Annotated in this window: 15 protein-coding genes; 6 read left to right on the forward strand and 9 right to left on the reverse strand. The window is 71.8% G+C overall.

Annotated elements, in window-relative coordinates; genetic code table 11:
* Nucleotides 1–134: 134 nt before the first annotated feature.
* On the forward strand, nt 135–1,289 hold the full coding sequence (locus G3I77_RS05925; protein ID WP_248501528.1) for a right-handed parallel beta-helix repeat-containing protein: 1,155 nt from the start codon (nt 135–137) through the stop codon (nt 1,287–1,289).
* A gap of 278 nt (nt 1,290–1,567) precedes the next feature.
* Here G3I77_RS05925 and G3I77_RS05930 read toward each other — a convergent pair whose 3' ends face one another.
* The 3 genes from G3I77_RS05930 to G3I77_RS05940 all read right to left on the reverse strand — a co-directional run bounded on the left by G3I77_RS05930 (nt 1,568) and on the right by G3I77_RS05940 (nt 3,934).
* Entirely contained in the window at nt 1,568–2,401 is an 834-nt protein-coding gene (locus G3I77_RS05930; RefSeq protein WP_248501529.1) for a pectate lyase, read from the reverse strand.
* 85 nt (nt 2,402–2,486) lie between these two features.
* Nucleotides 2,487–3,338 carry a hypothetical protein gene (locus G3I77_RS05935; RefSeq protein ID WP_248501530.1) on the reverse strand — a complete coding sequence of 284 codons (852 nt, stop codon included), beginning with the start codon at nt 3,336–3,338 and terminating at the stop codon, nt 2,487–2,489.
* A complete protein-coding gene (locus G3I77_RS05940) occupies nt 3,335–3,934 on the reverse strand; it encodes a SigE family RNA polymerase sigma factor (RefSeq protein ID WP_248501531.1) in 600 nt (199 codons plus the stop codon). Before G3I77_RS05940 ends, G3I77_RS05935 begins: the two co-directional genes overlap by 4 nt.
* Before the next feature lie 268 nt (nt 3,935–4,202).
* Between G3I77_RS05940 and G3I77_RS05945 the strand changes: the two genes are divergently transcribed.
* Complete coding sequence (locus G3I77_RS05945) at nt 4,203–5,660, forward strand: NCS2 family permease (RefSeq protein ID WP_248501532.1); 1,458 nt, start codon at nt 4,203–4,205, stop codon at nt 5,658–5,660.
* A gap of 93 nt (nt 5,661–5,753) precedes the next feature.
* Here the strand turns inward: G3I77_RS05945 and G3I77_RS05950 are convergent, their stop codons facing one another.
* The 6 genes from G3I77_RS05950 to G3I77_RS05975 form a co-directional block, all read right to left on the reverse strand.
* Nucleotides 5,754–7,211 (reverse strand): penicillin-binding protein 2, encoded by a 1,458-nt coding sequence (locus G3I77_RS05950; protein ID WP_248501533.1) that lies wholly within the window; start codon nt 7,209–7,211, stop codon nt 5,754–5,756.
* 54 nt (nt 7,212–7,265) lie between these two features.
* Nucleotides 7,266–7,928 (reverse strand): response regulator transcription factor, encoded by a 663-nt coding sequence (locus tag G3I77_RS05955; protein WP_248501534.1) that lies wholly within the window; start codon nt 7,926–7,928, stop codon nt 7,266–7,268.
* Nucleotides 7,925–9,178, reverse strand: a complete 1,254-nt coding sequence (locus tag G3I77_RS05960; protein ID WP_248501535.1) for a histidine kinase — start codon at nt 9,176–9,178, stop codon at nt 7,925–7,927. The genes G3I77_RS05955 and G3I77_RS05960 overlap by 4 nt, the downstream gene beginning before the upstream one ends.
* On the reverse strand, nt 9,175–10,182 hold the full coding sequence (locus G3I77_RS05965; RefSeq protein WP_248501536.1) for a hypothetical protein: 1,008 nt from the start codon (nt 10,180–10,182) through the stop codon (nt 9,175–9,177). Before G3I77_RS05965 ends, G3I77_RS05960 begins: the two co-directional genes overlap by 4 nt.
* 81 nt (nt 10,183–10,263) lie before the next feature.
* Nucleotides 10,264–10,737 (reverse strand): GNAT family N-acetyltransferase, encoded by a 474-nt coding sequence (locus tag G3I77_RS05970; protein ID WP_248501537.1) that lies wholly within the window; start codon nt 10,735–10,737, stop codon nt 10,264–10,266.
* Between the two features lie 3 nt (nt 10,738–10,740).
* A complete protein-coding gene (locus G3I77_RS05975; RefSeq protein WP_031109054.1) occupies nt 10,741–11,514 on the reverse strand; it encodes an IclR family transcriptional regulator in 774 nt (257 codons plus the stop codon).
* A 132-nt stretch (nt 11,515–11,646) separates the two neighbouring features.
* Here G3I77_RS05975 and G3I77_RS05980 point away from each other — a divergent pair, with 132 nt between their 5' ends.
* The 4 genes from G3I77_RS05980 to G3I77_RS05995 all read left to right on the forward strand — a co-directional run bounded on the left by G3I77_RS05980 (nt 11,647) and on the right by G3I77_RS05995 (nt 15,215).
* The gene (locus tag G3I77_RS05980; protein ID WP_248501538.1) at nt 11,647–13,176 is read left to right on the forward strand and encodes an aldehyde dehydrogenase (NADP(+)); all 1,530 of its coding nucleotides are present in this window, start codon (nt 11,647–11,649) and stop codon (nt 13,174–13,176) included.
* A gap of 99 nt (nt 13,177–13,275) precedes the next feature.
* On the forward strand, nt 13,276–13,884 hold the full coding sequence (locus G3I77_RS05985; protein ID WP_248501539.1) for a DUF1349 domain-containing protein: 609 nt from the start codon (nt 13,276–13,278) through the stop codon (nt 13,882–13,884).
* A gap of 45 nt (nt 13,885–13,929) precedes the next feature.
* Entirely contained in the window at nt 13,930–14,424 is a 495-nt protein-coding gene (locus G3I77_RS05990; protein WP_248501540.1) for a GNAT family N-acetyltransferase, read from the forward strand.
* Nucleotides 14,425–14,498: 74 nt separating this feature from the next.
* On the forward strand, nt 14,499–15,215 hold the full coding sequence (locus G3I77_RS05995; protein WP_248501541.1) for a DsbA family oxidoreductase: 717 nt from the start codon (nt 14,499–14,501) through the stop codon (nt 15,213–15,215).
* Nucleotides 15,216–15,260 lie beyond the last annotated feature (45 nt).

The following is a 15,260-nucleotide window of genomic DNA, read 5'->3' on the forward strand; positions in this document are numbered from 1 at the left end:
GGGACGTCGAGGTCTCCGGCGCGCGTGACGGCGGCAACCCTTTCCGGCGCGGTGGCGACTGGTGGACGGAAACGGGCGGGAGTGGGCCCCTCCGAGCCGTTTCCGTCACCGATCCCCTAGGAAAGGAACGCTCCGTGCTGCCGAGCACCGGACGTCATCGCAGGACCCGTACGCTCTCCATCGCCGCAGCCGTGGCCTGTGCCGCGGGGGCCGGCGGCGTCTACCTCGGGCTGTCGGGCGGCGGCGCGCAGGCCACCTCGGCGACGGTCACCGTCTCCACCGCGGCCGAGCTCGAAGAGGCCGTGAAGAACGCCACCGCCGGTACCACGATCCAGGTCCGCGGCGGCACCTACCGTCCGGCGGCCACCCTCAAGTCCTCGGCGAACGGCACCAGTTCCGCGCCCATCACCCTGCGGGCGTACGGCGGTGAGAAGGTGCGCATCGACGGGTCCAGGCTGCCCGCCGGCTCCTGGCTGGCCGGGATCTACGGCGACCACTGGACCGTCCAGGACCTGGCCTTCGTCAACTCCCCGGCCCAGGGCTTCGTCGCCACGTCCTCGGTCGGCGGCATCTTCAGGAACCTGGTCACCGCGGACAACGGCGACTCCGGCTTCACCCTGCGCGGCGACGGCACCACCGGCAACCTCGTGCAGAACCTGGACAGCCACGGCAACTACGACCCGGCCGGCCACGGCCAGAACGCCGACGGCATCGCCGTCAAGTTCGGCTCGGGGACCGGGAACAGGATCACCGGAGCCCGGCTGTACGACAACTCCGACGACGGCCTCGACCTGTGGCAGTTCTCCTCGCCGGTCACCATCGAACACTCCTGGGCCTTCGGCAACGGCGAGAACCGCTGGAACGACGCGGCCTTCGAGGGCAACGGCAACGGCTTCAAACTGGGCGGCGGGGGCGCGTCCGTCGCCCACGTCGTCAACAACAACGCGGCCTGGGACAACACGCTGCACGGCTTCACCGAGAACTCCAACTCCGGCGCCATCGCCCTGAACCGCAACACCGCGTACGCCAACGCCCGGAACGGCTTCTACTTCGCGACCGGCACGGCCCGCCTCGGCAAGAACCTCGCCGTCGGCGACAAGGGCGGAGCGGTGAAGCACGGCTCCTCGACGGTCTCCGCCGGCAACACCTGGGACAGCGGCATCGCCACGCCGCCCTTCAGGTCGACGGACGCGGCCGGTGCGTACGGAGCCCGCCGGGCGGACGGCTCCCTGCCCGCGACGACGTTCCTGACGACCGGCTCCACGACCATCGGCTCGACGATGGACTAGCTAGGGGGTGTCCGCAAAGTCGCGTCGTCCGCCCGGAGGGCGGGCAGGCGGGACTTTGCGGACACCCCCTGGGGTGCAAGCGCGACGCCCCCGCCGGTGCGAAGCGGCGGGGGCGTCCTGCAGACCGGCCGAGGGGGGCTCGGCCGGTACCGTCCGGCCGTCCGGAGGGGGGCTCCGGAGGGCCGAGGTGCCGGGCGTCCGACTGGGGGGCCGGACACCCGGCGTCCGGTCGGCCCAAGGGGGGACCAGGGCCGACCGGGGTCACAGGGGGGCAGGCCCTACTGGTAGCTGATGTCGGAGGCCTTGAAGGTGCAGCTCTTGCCGTCCGGACCGGGCGGCGTCAGCTCCTTGGGCTCCTTGCCCGTGTTGTTGCCCTCGAAGCGCACACACGTCTTGATCTTCTTCTTGCTGTCGCCGTGGATGCGGATCTTCGACAGCGTCGCCGTGTCGCCGTAGTTGGCGTTCACCCCGACGATCGAGTTCATCGGCGCCGTCACGTCGATGTCGCTGAGCACGATCGTGCGCTTGTACTGCGTCTTGCAGTTGCCGCAGGAGCGGACCAGCTTGCCGGCGTTGTGCACCTGGAAGCCCGACACGTTCAGCGTGCCGGCGCCGTTGAACTGCAGCACCTTGTCGTCGGCGTTCTTCGCGCCGCCGCCGATCACCTTGTACACCGCGGACGAGGACTTGCCCTTGAAGCTGGCCGCGTCCTCGCCGACGTCCGTCCACCACACGTTCTGCAGCGTGCAACTGCCCTTGCAGTGCACGCCGTCCGCCGCCGGAGTGCCGATGATGACGTTCTTGAGGACCGCGCCGTCGGCCAGCTCGAAGAGCGGGGCCTGGCCCTCGTCCTGGCTGCCGCCGCCGAGCGCGCCGGTGCCGTAGAACAGCTTCATCCCGCCGTCGCGTACCCCGGAGACCGGGATGGTCTTCGGCACGGGCGTGCTGCCCTTGTCCGAGGGCCAGGAGGACGCGGCGCCCGCCGTCGACAGCATCGACGTGGTGACGATCGCCGCACCCGTGATCCCGAACGCGGACACCCCGGCGATCACCGCCCGCCGCAGGGTGACCCGGCGACGATGGCGGACGCGCTGTTCTGCTGGTGCAGTCATGTACCGATTCCTCAAGTGGGGGGTGGCTCTTGCGCGTACTGGTCGCCACCGGTGAGGAAAGGGTTGCCGCCTCTTCAGGAATTTTTCACGAGTCGCCGTCGCCGTCGTCGACCGCCGCGAAGCCGCCGCCCACCGACAGCTGCCGCGAACCGGCGGCGGCCGTCACCGTGTAGCGGTCCTCGCCCGCGTCGCGGCCGCCGCGGGCATGGTCGAACTGGCCGGCGAACACCCACTCGCCCGCCGGGACCGTACGGCCCTCCTTGAGGGTCCAGGTGTAGACGAGGAAGCCGTCCTGCTCGGCGACCGCGAGGGTGAAGTCGTTCTCGGGCAGGGAACGCCAGGCGCCCGCGTCGGAGACCCCGCCGGTCTGGACGACCTTCAACCGCACGGTCAGCGCGGTCAGTGGCTCGCGGGTCTTGAGCGTGATGTTGCTCTGCGCCCAGAAGTCGTTGCTGTGCGGGTCGACCGAGCCGTCCGACCACAGCGGCCCGTCCTCGGTGGCGGCGGCCGGCCGCTCGGTGGCCGGGGCGCTCGGCGTCCCCGACGGCGGGGGGCTGGACTCGCGGCGCTCGGGCGACCGGCTCGGCGCCGGCTCCACCGGAGGCGGAGGCACGGGGGCCCGGCTCGTCGCGTCCGGGGACGGCGTGGGCGTCGGCGACGTCGCCACTTCCTGCTGCTGAGGGGCGGCTTCCTCCTTCACCGCGGAGGCCACCGCGTAACCGCCCACCGCCAGAACGCCGGCGACCGCGGCCGTCGCACCGGCCACCCGCATCCAGCCGAACACCGGCGGAATCGTCGCCCGGTGACCGGAACCGGCCGGACCGGCCATGCCGCGCTCGACCCGGGCCAGCATGCGCTCCCGGTCGGGCTCGTGCGCCCCGGCCGCCTCGTGCAGCCGTGTGCGCAGCTCCTCGTGCACGTCCCGCCGCATGGTCATCGGTCCCTCCCTCCGCCCTCACCGGTGCGTACGCCCTCCACGGCGGGCGAGCAGCGGGGAGCGCCCAGCGCCGCGTGCATCCGCTGCGGCACTCCCTGCCCCCCCAGCAACCGCTGGAGTTCGGCCATCCCCTTCGAGGTCTGGCTCTTCACCGTACCCACCGACACACCCAGCGCCAGCGCGGTGTCCTTCTCCGACAGGTCGAACGCGTGCCGCAGCACCACACAGGCCCGCTTGCGGAACGGCAGCCTGCGCAGCGCCTCCTGTACGTCGACCACGCCCGCGACGTCCGGGTTCTCGGTGTTCTCCTCGCGCTGCGACCAGAACAGGGCGATGCGCCGCCGCTCGCGCACCGCGCTGCGGATGCGGGTACGGGCCAGATTGGCCACCACACCGCGTGCGTACGCCGCCGGATGGTCGGCCGCGCGCACCCGGTCCCAGCGGTGCCACAGCGCCAGCAACGCGTCCGCGGCCAGATCGTCGGCGGTGTCCGACTCGCCCGTCAGCAGGTGGGCGAGACGGGACAGTTCGGCGTAGTGGCGCTCGAAGAAGGCGTGGAACTCCACGGAGGCGGCGTCGTCGACGACTGTGCCCACGGGCGACCTCTCCTCGCAGCGGCTACGGGCGCTCCCGGCCGGGGCACCTGTGGCTGTCATGTAGATGACATGTGATCATCCGGGGGAGCCCGGACGAGATCGGGAAGCGTAGCAGCGATCGTCGAACGGTTCGTACGGGGCTTCGAACGGCGTATGGCAGGCCGGACTCTGATTCCGTAACACGGAGAAAACCTGAACAGGGTTCGAGGCGGGCACAATCCGGCCAGCATCCGCACACCGATCACCCAGACATCCAGGAGCACCCGCCATGTCCGAACCGCAGCAGGTCACCGACCGGCCTCCCGCCAAGGAAGCCCCGGCCAACGGCGTCGACCGGTTCTTCCGGATCTCCGAGCGGGGCTCCACCTTCGGCCGGGAGATACGCGGCGGCTTCGCCACGTTCTTCACGATGGCCTACATCCTTGTCCTGAATCCCATCATCCTGGGCAGCGCCAAGGACAAGTTCGGGCACCAGCTGGACGCCGTCCAGCTCACCACCGCCACCGCCCTGGTGGCCGCGGTCATGACGATCATCATGGGCGTGGCCGGCAACCTGCCCCTCGCGCTGGCCGCCGGACTCGGCCTGAACGCCGTGGTCGCCTTCCAGATCGCCCCGCTGATGAGCTGGGACGACGCGATGGGCCTGATCGTCCTCGAAGGCCTGCTGATCTGCGCGCTGGTGGTGACCGGTCTGCGCGAGGCCGTCATGCACGCGATACCCCAGCCGCTCAAGCAGGCGATCAGCGTCGGCATCGGCCTGTTCATCGCCTTCATCGGCTTCGTCGACGCCGGTTTCGTCAGCCGCATCCCGGACGCCGCGAACACCACCGTGCCCGTTCAGCTGGGCGGCACCGGTACCCTCGCCGGCTGGCCGATGCTCGTCTTCTGCCTCGGCGTGCTGCTGACGATCGGGCTGCTCGCCCGCAAGGTCAAGGGCGCCATCCTGATCAGCATCGTCACCATGACCGCGCTGGCGGTAGTGATCAACTCCCTGGCCGACATCAAGTCCTGGGGCCTGACCACACCCTCCTGGCCGGACCAGGTCGTCGACGCCCCCGACTTCGGGCTCATCGGCGACTTCGACCTGTTCGGCGCCTTCAGCGCCCCCGGCGTCGGTGTCGTCACCGTCGTCCTGCTGATCTTCACGCTGATCCTGTCCGACTTCTTCGACACCATGGGCACCGTCGTCGGCATCAGCGCCGAGGCCGGCCTGCTGGACGAGGACGGCAAGGTCCCGAACCTCGGCCGGGTGCTGCTCATCGACGGTGCCGCCGCCGTCGCGGGAGGCGCCGCCTCCGCCTCCTCCGCGACCTCCTACATCGAGTCCGCGGCCGGTGTCGGCGAGGGCTCGCGCACCGGCTTCTCCAACCTGGTCACCGGCGGCCTGTTCGGCCTCGCGCTGTTCCTGACCCCGCTGCTCACCATCGTCCCGCTCCAGGCCGCCGCCCCGGCCCTGGTCGCCGTCGGCTTCCTGATGATGACCCAGGTCAAGCACATCGACTGGGACCGCTACGACATCGCCATCCCGGCGTTCCTCACCATCGCCGTGATGCCGTTCACCTACTCCATCACCAACGGCATCGGGGCCGGCTTCCTCGCCTACGTCGTCATCAAGACCGTGCTCGGCCGGGCGAAGGAGGTCCACTGGCTGCTGTGGGGGACCTCGGCGCTGTTCCTCGTGTACTTCGCGATCGACCCGATCGAGCAGCTCCTGGGAGCGAAGTGACGCCGGGCGTGCGCTGACACGAGAACGGGCCGCCCCCGGGGGGAAGGGGGCGGCCCGTCTCGTCTGTACAGACGGATTGCCGGCGGTGGAGGTTCAGTCCTTCAGCGCCGCTTGCATCATCGCCTTGGCGACCGGCGCCGCCAGGCCGTTGCCGCTGACCTCCGAGCGGGCCGCGTCCGACTGCTCCACGACCACCGCCACGGCGACCTCCTTGCCCGACGAGTCGGACTTGCCGTACGAGGTGAACCAGGCGTACGGCACCTGGCTGTTGTTCTCGCCGTGCTGGGCCGTACCCGTCTTGCCGCCCACGGTCGCGCCCGGCACCCGGGCGTTCGTGCCCGTGCCCTTGTTCACGACCGTCTCCATCGCCGACTGCAGCTGCTCGGCGGTCGAGGAGCTGACGATCTCCTTCGTGCCCGCCTCGTCGTCGTAGTCCTCCAGCACATCACCGCCGCTGTCGGTGATCTGCGAGACCATATGAGGCGACACCAGCTTGCCGCCGTTGGCAATGGCCGCAGACACCATGGCCATCTGCAGCGGGGTGGCGGTGACGTCGAACTGGCCGATGCCCGTCAGCGCCGTCTGCGACGGGTACATGTCCGACGGGTACACGCTCGGGTGGGCCCGGACCGGCACATCCAGCTTGTCGTCGTTGAAGCCGAACGTCTCGGCCATCGCCTTCACCTTGTCCTGGCCCAGCTTCACGGCCATCTTCGCGAAGACGTTGTTGCACGAGTACTCCAGCGCCGTGCGGATCGTGGCGTTCGTGCAGGGCGCGTTCGGGTTCTCGTTGGTCAGGTCCCGGCTGGTGCCCGGCAGCGTGTACGGGTCCGGGCTGTCCGTCTTCTCGTCCACCGACGCGTACAGCCCGTCCTCCAACGCGGCCGCCGCCACGACCAGCTTGAACGTCGAACCGGGCGGCAGCGGCTGCCGCAGCGCACGGTTGACCAGCGGCTTCTCCGGGTCCGAGGTGAGCTTCTGCCAAGCCGCTCCCGCGGTGTTGGCGTCGGTCAGCGAGGTGGGGTTGTACGACGGCGTCGACACGACCGCGAGGATCTTCCCGGTCTTCGGGTCGACGGCGACGGCACCGCCCTTCTTGTCGCCGAGCGCCTCGTAGGCCGCCTTCTGCACGTCCGGGTCGATGGTCGTGACCACGTTGCCCGGCTCGGCCCGCTGGTTGGTGACGGTGTCCATCACGGACTTCAGCCGGCTGTCCGTGCCGTTGAGCAGATCGGTGTAGATGCCCTCCAGCTGGGTCGGGGCGTACGCCTGCGACGCGTAACCCGTCACCGCCGCGTACAGCGCGCCGTCGGTGTACGTCCGCTTGTACCTGAGGTCGCCCGTCTTCGTCGGCGCCGAGCCGGTGACCGACCGGCCGCCCACGATGATGTTGCCGAGCGGCGCCGAGTACGTCTCGATGGCGTTCCGCCGGTTGTCCTTGTCGTCTGCCAGCGCCCGGCCCTCGTAGAACTGCACCCAGGTCGCCCTGACCAGCAGAGCCAACACCAGGAGCAGCGCGAAGACCGAAGCGCGCCTGATCGTCTTGTTCATCCCGCACAGGAGGACGAGCCACGGCGGGCGGATCGTTCCCGTCCGTCCGGATTCTCATCCGGCGTTCAGAAAGCCCGCTTCGTACGCGGCGATCACCGCCTGCGTACGGTCCCGGCTGCCGGTCTTGGCCAGGACCGCCGCGACGTGCGACTTCACCGTGGCCGGGCCGACCTCCATCCGGCGGGCGATCTCCGCGTTGGTCAGCCCCTGCGCCATGTGCCGCAGCACCTCCCGCTCGCGGCCCGTGAGCTTCGCCACCCACGCGGGCGGCGCCGGGTGGGCCCGGGCGTGCTCGGTCGCGAGGGTGCGGACGGCCGCCGGGAACAGCAGGCTGTCGCTGCGCGCCACCAGCCGGACCGCCTGCACCAGCGCGTCCGCGTCCGCCCGCTTCAGCAGGAACCCGGCGGCTCCGGCCCGCAGCGCGTCGTACACGTAGGAGTCGTTCTCGAACGTCGTCACGACGACGATCCGCGGCGGCTCGTCCAGCGTGGCGAGGATCTGCTCGGTGGCGCGGATCCCGTCGGTCTCCGGCATCCGGACGTCCATCAGGACGACGTCCGGACGCAGCTCCCGAACGACCGACACCGCCTCGGCGCCGGTGGCCGCCTCGCCGACCACCTCCAGGTCCGGCTCGGCGGAGAGGATGGCGCGCAGTGCGGTGCGCACCATGCGCTCGTCGTCGGCGAGGACGACACGGACCGGGGCCGGGCGGGTCATGCGGGTCCTCTCATCGGCAGGCGCGCGTGCAGCCGCCAGGTCTGTGCCGCGGTCGGTCCCGCCGTCGCGGTCCCGCCCAGCAGCCTGGCCCGGTCCGTGATGCCCCGCAGCCCGTGGCCGCCACCGGTGCGCGAGGGAGCGGGGCCGGTCACCGGATTCTCCACGGTGATCTCCAGTTCCCCGCCCGTCACCGCGATCCGCACCTCCACGGCCGCCCGCTCACCGGCGTGCTTGAGGGCGTTGCTCAGCCCCTCCTGCACGATGCGGTAGGCCTCGCGGGACAGCAGTGGGGGCAGCGCCTCCGGGTCGGCTTCCACGGTGGCCCGCACGCGCTGTCCGCCCGCCCGGGTGCGCCGCAGCAGCCCGTCGAGGTCGGCGGCGAGGGTGGGCGCCGGGGCGGTGCCGGGGGCATCGCCCTCGCGCAACACGCCCAGTACGGCGTCGAGTTCACCGACCGTGCGTCGGGTCGTGTCCTCGATCGCGGCGAGGGCCTCGCGGACGAACTCCGGGTCGGAGCCGAGGACCCGGCGGGCCGCGCTCGCCTGTAGGGTGACCGCGCTCAGGGCGTGGCCGACGGAGTCGTGCAGCTCCCGCGCCAGCCGGTTGCGCACGGCCAGGTCGGCCGCGCGGGCCTCGGCGGCGGCGAGCCGCTCCCGGGGCGTGGGACCGAGCAGCAGGGGAGCCCAGCGGGCCAGCAGCGCACCGCAGCCGGCCGCACAGCCGGCGAGGGCGACGAGCGACGCCACGCCCGCGACCGGGGCGAGCGCCAGGACCCAGGTGTGGTCGAAGACTTCGGGCAGGCCGAGCCGGCCGCCGCGCAGCCCCGACAGGAGCGGCAGCACGATCAGCACGGCGGCGAACGGCGGCAGCGCCAGCGACATCCCCGCGATGATCCCGCCGAGCCCGAGATGCAGCGTGAACCAGGCGGCCGTACGGCCCTTCTCGCCCCGCGTCCGTGCGGGCCCGAGGGCGAGCCGGTCCGCCTCCACACCGCACAGCCAGCGCACGGCGGCCGACTCCAGCGGCCGGGTCAGCGGGAACAGCGAGGTGACGGCCGCGAGCGGCAGACCCACGCCGAACGAGGCGAGCTGGAGGGGGAAGGAGCCGAAGGCGTCCGCGGAGCCGGAGACCGGGCCGAGGACCACCGAACCGACCAGGACGTACGGCGTGGCCAGCGCACCGCCGAGGATCAGATGGATCCAGCGCAGGCGCGCCCGCCGGCCGAACAGCGACCGGGCGACCGCGCTCACGCCGCCCGCCGCGCGACCCTGGCCGAGCGCTCCGCGAAGGAGTAGGCGCCGATGGCGGCGACGAGGAGGCCGACGAGCATCTGCCCAGCGTAGGCGAGGTTCATCAGCGGCGTGGGGCGGTCGGCGAGGTCCGCCACGCCGACGGCGGAGGCCAGCGACAGCCACCCGCCCCAGCAGGCCACGGCACCCGAGCCGACCCAGGCGAGAGAGAGCGGCACCGACACCGGCAGGGCCCGGCCGCGCCGGAAGGCCGGCAGCACGGCACCGGCGACCGCCGCGAGGAGGAACACGACGAACAGGGCCTCCAGGACGTAGAACTCACCGCCCCGGTCCGCCGCCCGGCCCTCGCTGAGTCCGGCGGAGACGCCGCAGGCCCACAGGACGTGGAGCGTGAGCGGCAGCAGGGCGAGCACGGCGGCGGCCGCGGCGAGGGCCCGGTGGGCCGGATCGACGGCACCGACGGGCAGGTCCCACACCCGCCCGCGCCACAGGTGACCCCAGCGGTCGCGCGCGTAGAGCACGAAGAGGGCGCCGAGGGCGAGACCTTGGGCGATGAACCCGGTGTACACGACGGCGAACACCCACTCGTCCAGGAAGGCCTCCCGGCCCGCCGACGAGGCACCGCCTCCGCCGAACGCCCTCACCACCAGCTGCGCCGGGAACCCCGCCATGATGGGCGCGAGCAGCCCGGTCGCGACCCACGCCGGGAACGCCAGCAGCCACGCGGGCACCCGCAGCCCCCACGGCCGGGTCAGCACCAGCGCCAGCACGATCACCGCGCTGTCCAGCAGCATCGACAGACCGTTGACCACGGCCATGGTGAGGCGGTCGTCGAGCAGCGAGCTGCCCGCGGGTATCCCGACGTGACTCCCGGCGATCCAGGCGGCCTTGAGGGCGAGGTACGGCACACAGGAGACGACGGCGACGGCACGGAGGATCCGCCGCGGGCGGCCGGCACGCGCGGCGGGGCCGGGAGCGGCGGGGGAAGCGATCGACTGGGTCATGCGATCAGGCTCCCGCGGGGGAGGCCGCCGGCGCCTCCTGCCCGGCGACGATCCGCCTCCGCCGGGCGGGGGAGAGGCCCCTCAGCCCTCCAGGATGAGCACCGTCTCGTCGATCTCGGCACCCCGGGCCGGGGCGTACCCCCGGGCCGCCGCCGCCACACGGAACCCGCACTTCTCCAGCACGCGCAACGACCCGGTGTTGTCCGACGCCGCCCGCGCGTACAGCGGGCGCTCGGGCACCTCGGCGAGCAGGGCCCGCAGGGCCTGTGTGGCGATGCCCTTGCCCCAGTACGCGCGGTCGATCCAGTACGTCACCTCGCGCTCACCCGGCACCCCGTACACCGCCGCGCTGCCGACCACGTCACCGTCGGCCAGGACCGTACGGGCGACGACGTCGGGCGAGGAGCGCTGCCGGGACCAGCGGGTGTCGAAGGCGGCCCGGTCGGTCGGATCCTCCGGGGTGAAGGCCGCCATGGTCAGGGACTCGGGGTCGTTCATCTGCCGGAAGAAGACCGGCAGATCACTGTCGTGGACCTGGCGCAGCTCGACGTTCATGCCTCAGAGCCTACGAGTCGCCAGTGTCAGTCGGTCCCGCGCGTCGAAGAGCGCGTCCTTCACCAGCTGCTCGTGCGCCGGAGTGAGCCGGGCCACCGGCACCGAGCAGCTGATCGCGTCCCGCGCCGGGGTGCGGTAGGGGATCGCCACGCCGAAGCAGCGCAGCCCCAGCGTGTTCTCCTCGCGGTCCACGGCGAAGCCCTGCTCCCGCACCTGGCGCAGCTCCTCGATGAGCTTCTCCCGATCGGTGATGGTGTGCTCGGTCAGCGCCGGCAACGTCTCCGGGAGCATCTTGCGGACCTGCTCGTCCGAGTAGGTGCTCAGCAGCGCCTTGCCGAGGGACGTGGAGTGCGCGGGCAGCCGGCGGCCGACCCGGGTGAAGGGGCGCAGGTAGTGCTGTGACTGGCGGGTGGCCAGGTAGACGACGTTCGTGCCGTCGAGGCGGGCGAGGTGGATGGTCTCGGTCGTGTCGTCCGAGAGCCGGTCCAGGGTCGGGCGGGCCGCCGCCACGACCTCGTCGCCGTCGATGTACGACGTGCCGACCAGCAGGGCCCGCACCCCGATGCCGTACCGCGTGCCCGTCGCGTCCGTCTCCACCCAGCCCAGCTCGACCAGGGTGCGCAGCAGCATGTAGAGGCTGGACTTGGGATATCCGACGGCCTCCTGGACCGCCGCGAGGGAGTGCATGCCGGGGCGTCCGGCGAAGTATTCGAGCAGTTCAACCGTTCGTACCGCGGACTTGACCTGCGCCCCGCCACCCGTCTCGCCAGCCGACATCGCCCTTGACCCCTTCGTTGGACGGGAAATAGTCTCCACAGCATATTCATCATCAGAGACAGCGTTCAGTATATCGAACGCCCCTGGTGGATGACCCAGTACTGCGGCAATACATGTGTGGAGGGACCCGCGGTGGCAGCAGCACCAGTCTGGAGTGTCGACCCCCGAACCGGGAAGCAGCGCGAGCAGGTTGCGGTGGAGGCCACAGCCCAGGAGGTGGACGCCGCCGTCCGCGCCGCGCACGAGACACGCGGCGCCCTCACCGACCGCACGGTCCGCGCGGCCTTCCTGCGCAGCGCCGCGGACGAGCTGGAGGCGGCCAAGGACGGTCTCGTCGACGCCGCCGACGCCGAGACCGCGCTCGGCCCGGTCCGGCTGACCGGCGAGCTCGCCCGCACCTGCTACCAGCTGCGCGCCTTCGCGGACATCGTCGACGAGGGCGCCTTCCTCGACGTCGTCATCAACCACCCCGACGACACCGCGACCCCGCCGATCCCGGACCTGCGCCGCTACAAGGTCCCGCTCGGCGTCGTCGCCGTCTACTCGGCGTCGAACTTCCCCTTCGCCTTCTCGGTCGCGGGCGGCGACACCGCGAGCGCCCTCGCGGCCGGCTGCCCGGTCGTCGTCAAGTCCCACCCGGACCACCCGGCCCTGTCCGAGTACGTCGCCAAGGTGCTGCGCCGCGCCGCCGCCCGGTACGACATCCCCGAGGGCGTCGTGGGCCTGGTCCACGGCTTCGAGGCGGGCGTCGAGCTGATCAGGCACCCGCTGGTCGCGGCGGCCGGCTTCACCGGTTCCGTGCGCGGTGGCCGTGCCCTCTTCGACGCGGCGGCGGCCCGCCCGGTCCCGATCCCCTTCCACGGCGAACTGGGCTCCCTGAACCCGGTCGTCGTCACCGAGGCCGCGGCCGCCGAGCGGGCCGAGGCGATCGGCGCGGGTCTCGCCGGTTCGATGACGCTGGGCGTCGGCCAGTTCTGCGTGAAGCCGGGCCTCGTCCTCGCGCCGGCCGGCGCCGCCGGTGACGCCCTGCTGAAGTCCCTGACCGACGCCGTCAGCGACACCGACGCCGGGGTCCTGCTCGACCACCGCATGCGCGACAACTTCGTGGCCGGGGTCGCCGAGCGGGCCGGGCTGCCCGACGTCGACTCCCCGGTCACCCCGGGTGCGGGCGGCGAGCACACCGTCAGCGCGGGCTTCCTCACGGTGCCGGCGAGCCGGCTGGCGGCGGAGGGCGAGCACGACCTGCTCCTGGAGGAGTGCTTCGGGCCGGTCACCGTGGTGGCCCGCTACGAGGACGAGACCGAGGTGAAGGCGGTGCTGTCGCGGCTGCCCGGCAATCTCACGGCGACGGTGCAGTTGTCCGAGGAGGAGGCGGCGGGCGCGGGCCGCGGTGCGGAGATCCTCGCGGAGCTGACGCCGCTGGCCGGGCGTGTGCTGGTGAACGGCTGGCCGACGGGTGTCGCCGTCGCGCCGGCTCAGCATCACGGTGGGCCGTACCCGGCGACGACGTCGACGTCCACGTCGGTGGGCGGGACGGCGATCGAGCGGTGGATGCGGCCGGTTGCCTATCAGAACGCCCCCGAGGCGTTGCTGCCGCAGGAGTTGACGGACGAGAACCCCTTGGGGCTGCCTCGCAGGTTCAACGGGCGTTTGGAGCGGTAAGCGCCGTAGCGGCGCGGTGGGTTGCCGGCTTGCGGTTCGCTGTGGCTTGTCGCGCAGTTCCCCGCGCCCCTGAGCGGCGGACCTGAAAGACTTGGTCGAATGGATCTCGAACTTCCCGAACTTCCTTTCAGCCTGCGCACATATGGCCCCGAAGCCCATTGGTCCTACGAGGACGGTGTGCTCACCGCTTGGGCCGGGGCGCGGCAGGACCGGTTCGTTCCGCCCACCGGTGAGGGGCTGGACCCGGCTTCCGACGCGCCCCGGCTGCTCGGGGCGCCGGAGGGCGATTTCCAGCTGATCGCCAAGGTCACCGTCGGGTTCGGCGCGGCCTTCGACGCCGGGGTGCTCTACGCGCACGTGGGGGAGCGGGCCTGGGCGAAGCTCTGCCTGGAGTACTCCCCGGACGTCCCCACCGTCTGCACGGTGGTCACCCGGGGCCATTCCGACGACGCCAACTCCTTCACCGTGGACGGCAGTTCCGTCTGGCTCCGAATCAGCCGCACCGGCCGCGCCTTCGCCTTCCACGCCTCCCGTGACGGCGAACGCTGGACCTTCGTCCGCCTCTTCACCCTCGGCGGCGAGAAGGAGACGGACGCGGCGCTGGTCGGCTTCATGACCCAGTCCCCGATGGGCGAGGGCTGCGTGGTGACGTACGACCACATCGAGTTCCGGCCGAGCTGGCCGAACGATCTGCGCGACGGCAGCTGAGGCGCGCCCGGGAACCGCATCGCGGCCGGCCTCGTCCTCAATTCCATGATCAGCAACCGAGTGACTCCGGGCCGTGTGATCCGTACCGTCCTGCCTGCCGAGGTGGCGGACGTCGTCGCGCTGCACGCGCGGGCCAGGGCGACGTACTACCCCGACGGGCTGCCGCAGGACGGCACGGACTGGACCGAGGCCTGGCGCAGTGCCCTCACGCGGCCGGACGGGCGGGTGCTGTGCGTGGTGGAGGCGGGCCGCATCATCGGCCTCGCCTCCTTCCGCACCTCTGAGGACGCCCCGGCGGACTCGGTGAAGCTGTTCCAGTTCCACGTCGACCCCGAGCACTGGCGCCGCGGTGTCGGCGCCGCCCTGCACGCCGCCTGTGTGGAGGAGTGGCAGGCCGACGGCAGGCGTACGGCCGTCCTCGACGTGCACGTCGACAACCGGCGGGCGCAGGCGTTCTACCGGCGGCAGGGATGGGCCCCGGAACCGGCCGGGCCGGGGGATCACCATCTGCGGATGCGGCTCGCCCTGGCCGGGGAATGAAGCTCGCTGCTTGAACGTTCATGCACTCGGCGGAGGGAGTCTCCGTACCCGTACGACCTGGAGAGAGCCGAGACATGCGCGTCGAGATCTGGAGCGACATCGCCTGCCCGTGGTGCTACGTGGGCAAGGCCCGCTTCGAGAAGGCGCTGCGGGACTTCCCGTACCGCGACGAGGTCGAGGTGGTGCACCGCTCCTTCGAGCTGGACCCGGGCCGCGCCAAGGACGACATCCAGCCCGTGATCACGATGCTCACCAAGAAGTACGGGATGAGTGCCGCCCAGGCCGAGGCCGGGGAGGACAACCTCGGGGCCCAGGCCGCCGCCGAGGGGCTCGACTACCGCACCCGGGGCCGCGACCACGGCAGCACCTTCGACATGCACCGCGTGCTGCACTTCGCCAAGGAGCAGGGCCGCCAAGAGCAGCTGCTCGACCTGCTCTACCGGGCCAACTTCGCCGAGGAGCGCTCCGTCTTCGACGACGACGAGCGGCTGGTGGAGCTCGCCTCGGCCGCCGGGCTGGACGCCGAGGCCGTGCGCGCGGTGCTCGCCGACCCGGGAGCGTACGCCGATGACGTACGCGCCGATGAGCGCGAGGCCGCACAGCTCGGGGCGGGCGGCGTGCCGTTCTTCGTCCTCGACCGGAAGTACGGCGTCTCCGGTGCCCAGCCCGCCGAGGTCTTCGCCCGAGCCCTCACCCAGGCGTACGGCGAGCCCTCGCCCCTGAAGATCGTCGACGGCAACGACGACGCGGACGCCTGCGGCCCGGACGGCTGCGCCGTGCCCCAGCACTGAAACGCCCAGGTCGGAGCGCACCCATAAGTGCTCCTTAGCGGCATC

It is taken from the genome of Streptomyces sp. D2-8 (genome assembly GCF_023184515.1).
In the GTDB taxonomy this organism is placed as follows: Bacteria; Actinomycetota; Actinomycetes; order Streptomycetales; family Streptomycetaceae; genus Streptomyces.

Coding starts and splice junctions, on each gene's coding strand:
- G3I77_RS05975 (WP_031109054.1), bottom strand. CDS start 11,514: ATGTCGGCTGGCGAGACGGGTGGCGGGGCGCAGGTCAAGTCCGCGGTA.
- G3I77_RS05955 (WP_248501534.1), bottom strand. CDS start 7,928: ATGACCCGCCCGGCCCCGGTCCGTGTCGTCCTCGCCGACGACGAGCGC.
- G3I77_RS05935 (WP_248501530.1), bottom strand. CDS start 3,338: ATGACCATGCGGCGGGACGTGCACGAGGAGCTGCGCACACGGCTGCAC.
- G3I77_RS05945 (WP_248501532.1), top strand. CDS start 4,203: ATGTCCGAACCGCAGCAGGTCACCGACCGGCCTCCCGCCAAGGAAGCC.
- G3I77_RS05930 (WP_248501529.1), bottom strand. CDS start 2,401: ATGACTGCACCAGCAGAACAGCGCGTCCGCCATCGTCGCCGGGTCACC.
- G3I77_RS05990 (WP_248501540.1), top strand. CDS start 13,930: ATGATCAGCAACCGAGTGACTCCGGGCCGTGTGATCCGTACCGTCCTG.
- G3I77_RS05985 (WP_248501539.1), top strand. CDS start 13,276: ATGGATCTCGAACTTCCCGAACTTCCTTTCAGCCTGCGCACATATGGC.
- G3I77_RS05995 (WP_248501541.1), top strand. CDS start 14,499: ATGCGCGTCGAGATCTGGAGCGACATCGCCTGCCCGTGGTGCTACGTG.
- G3I77_RS05965 (WP_248501536.1), bottom strand. CDS start 10,182: ATGACCCAGTCGATCGCTTCCCCCGCCGCTCCCGGCCCCGCCGCGCGT.
- G3I77_RS05970 (WP_248501537.1), bottom strand. CDS start 10,737: ATGAACGTCGAGCTGCGCCAGGTCCACGACAGTGATCTGCCGGTCTTC.
- G3I77_RS05950 (WP_248501533.1), bottom strand. CDS start 7,211: ATGAACAAGACGATCAGGCGCGCTTCGGTCTTCGCGCTGCTCCTGGTG.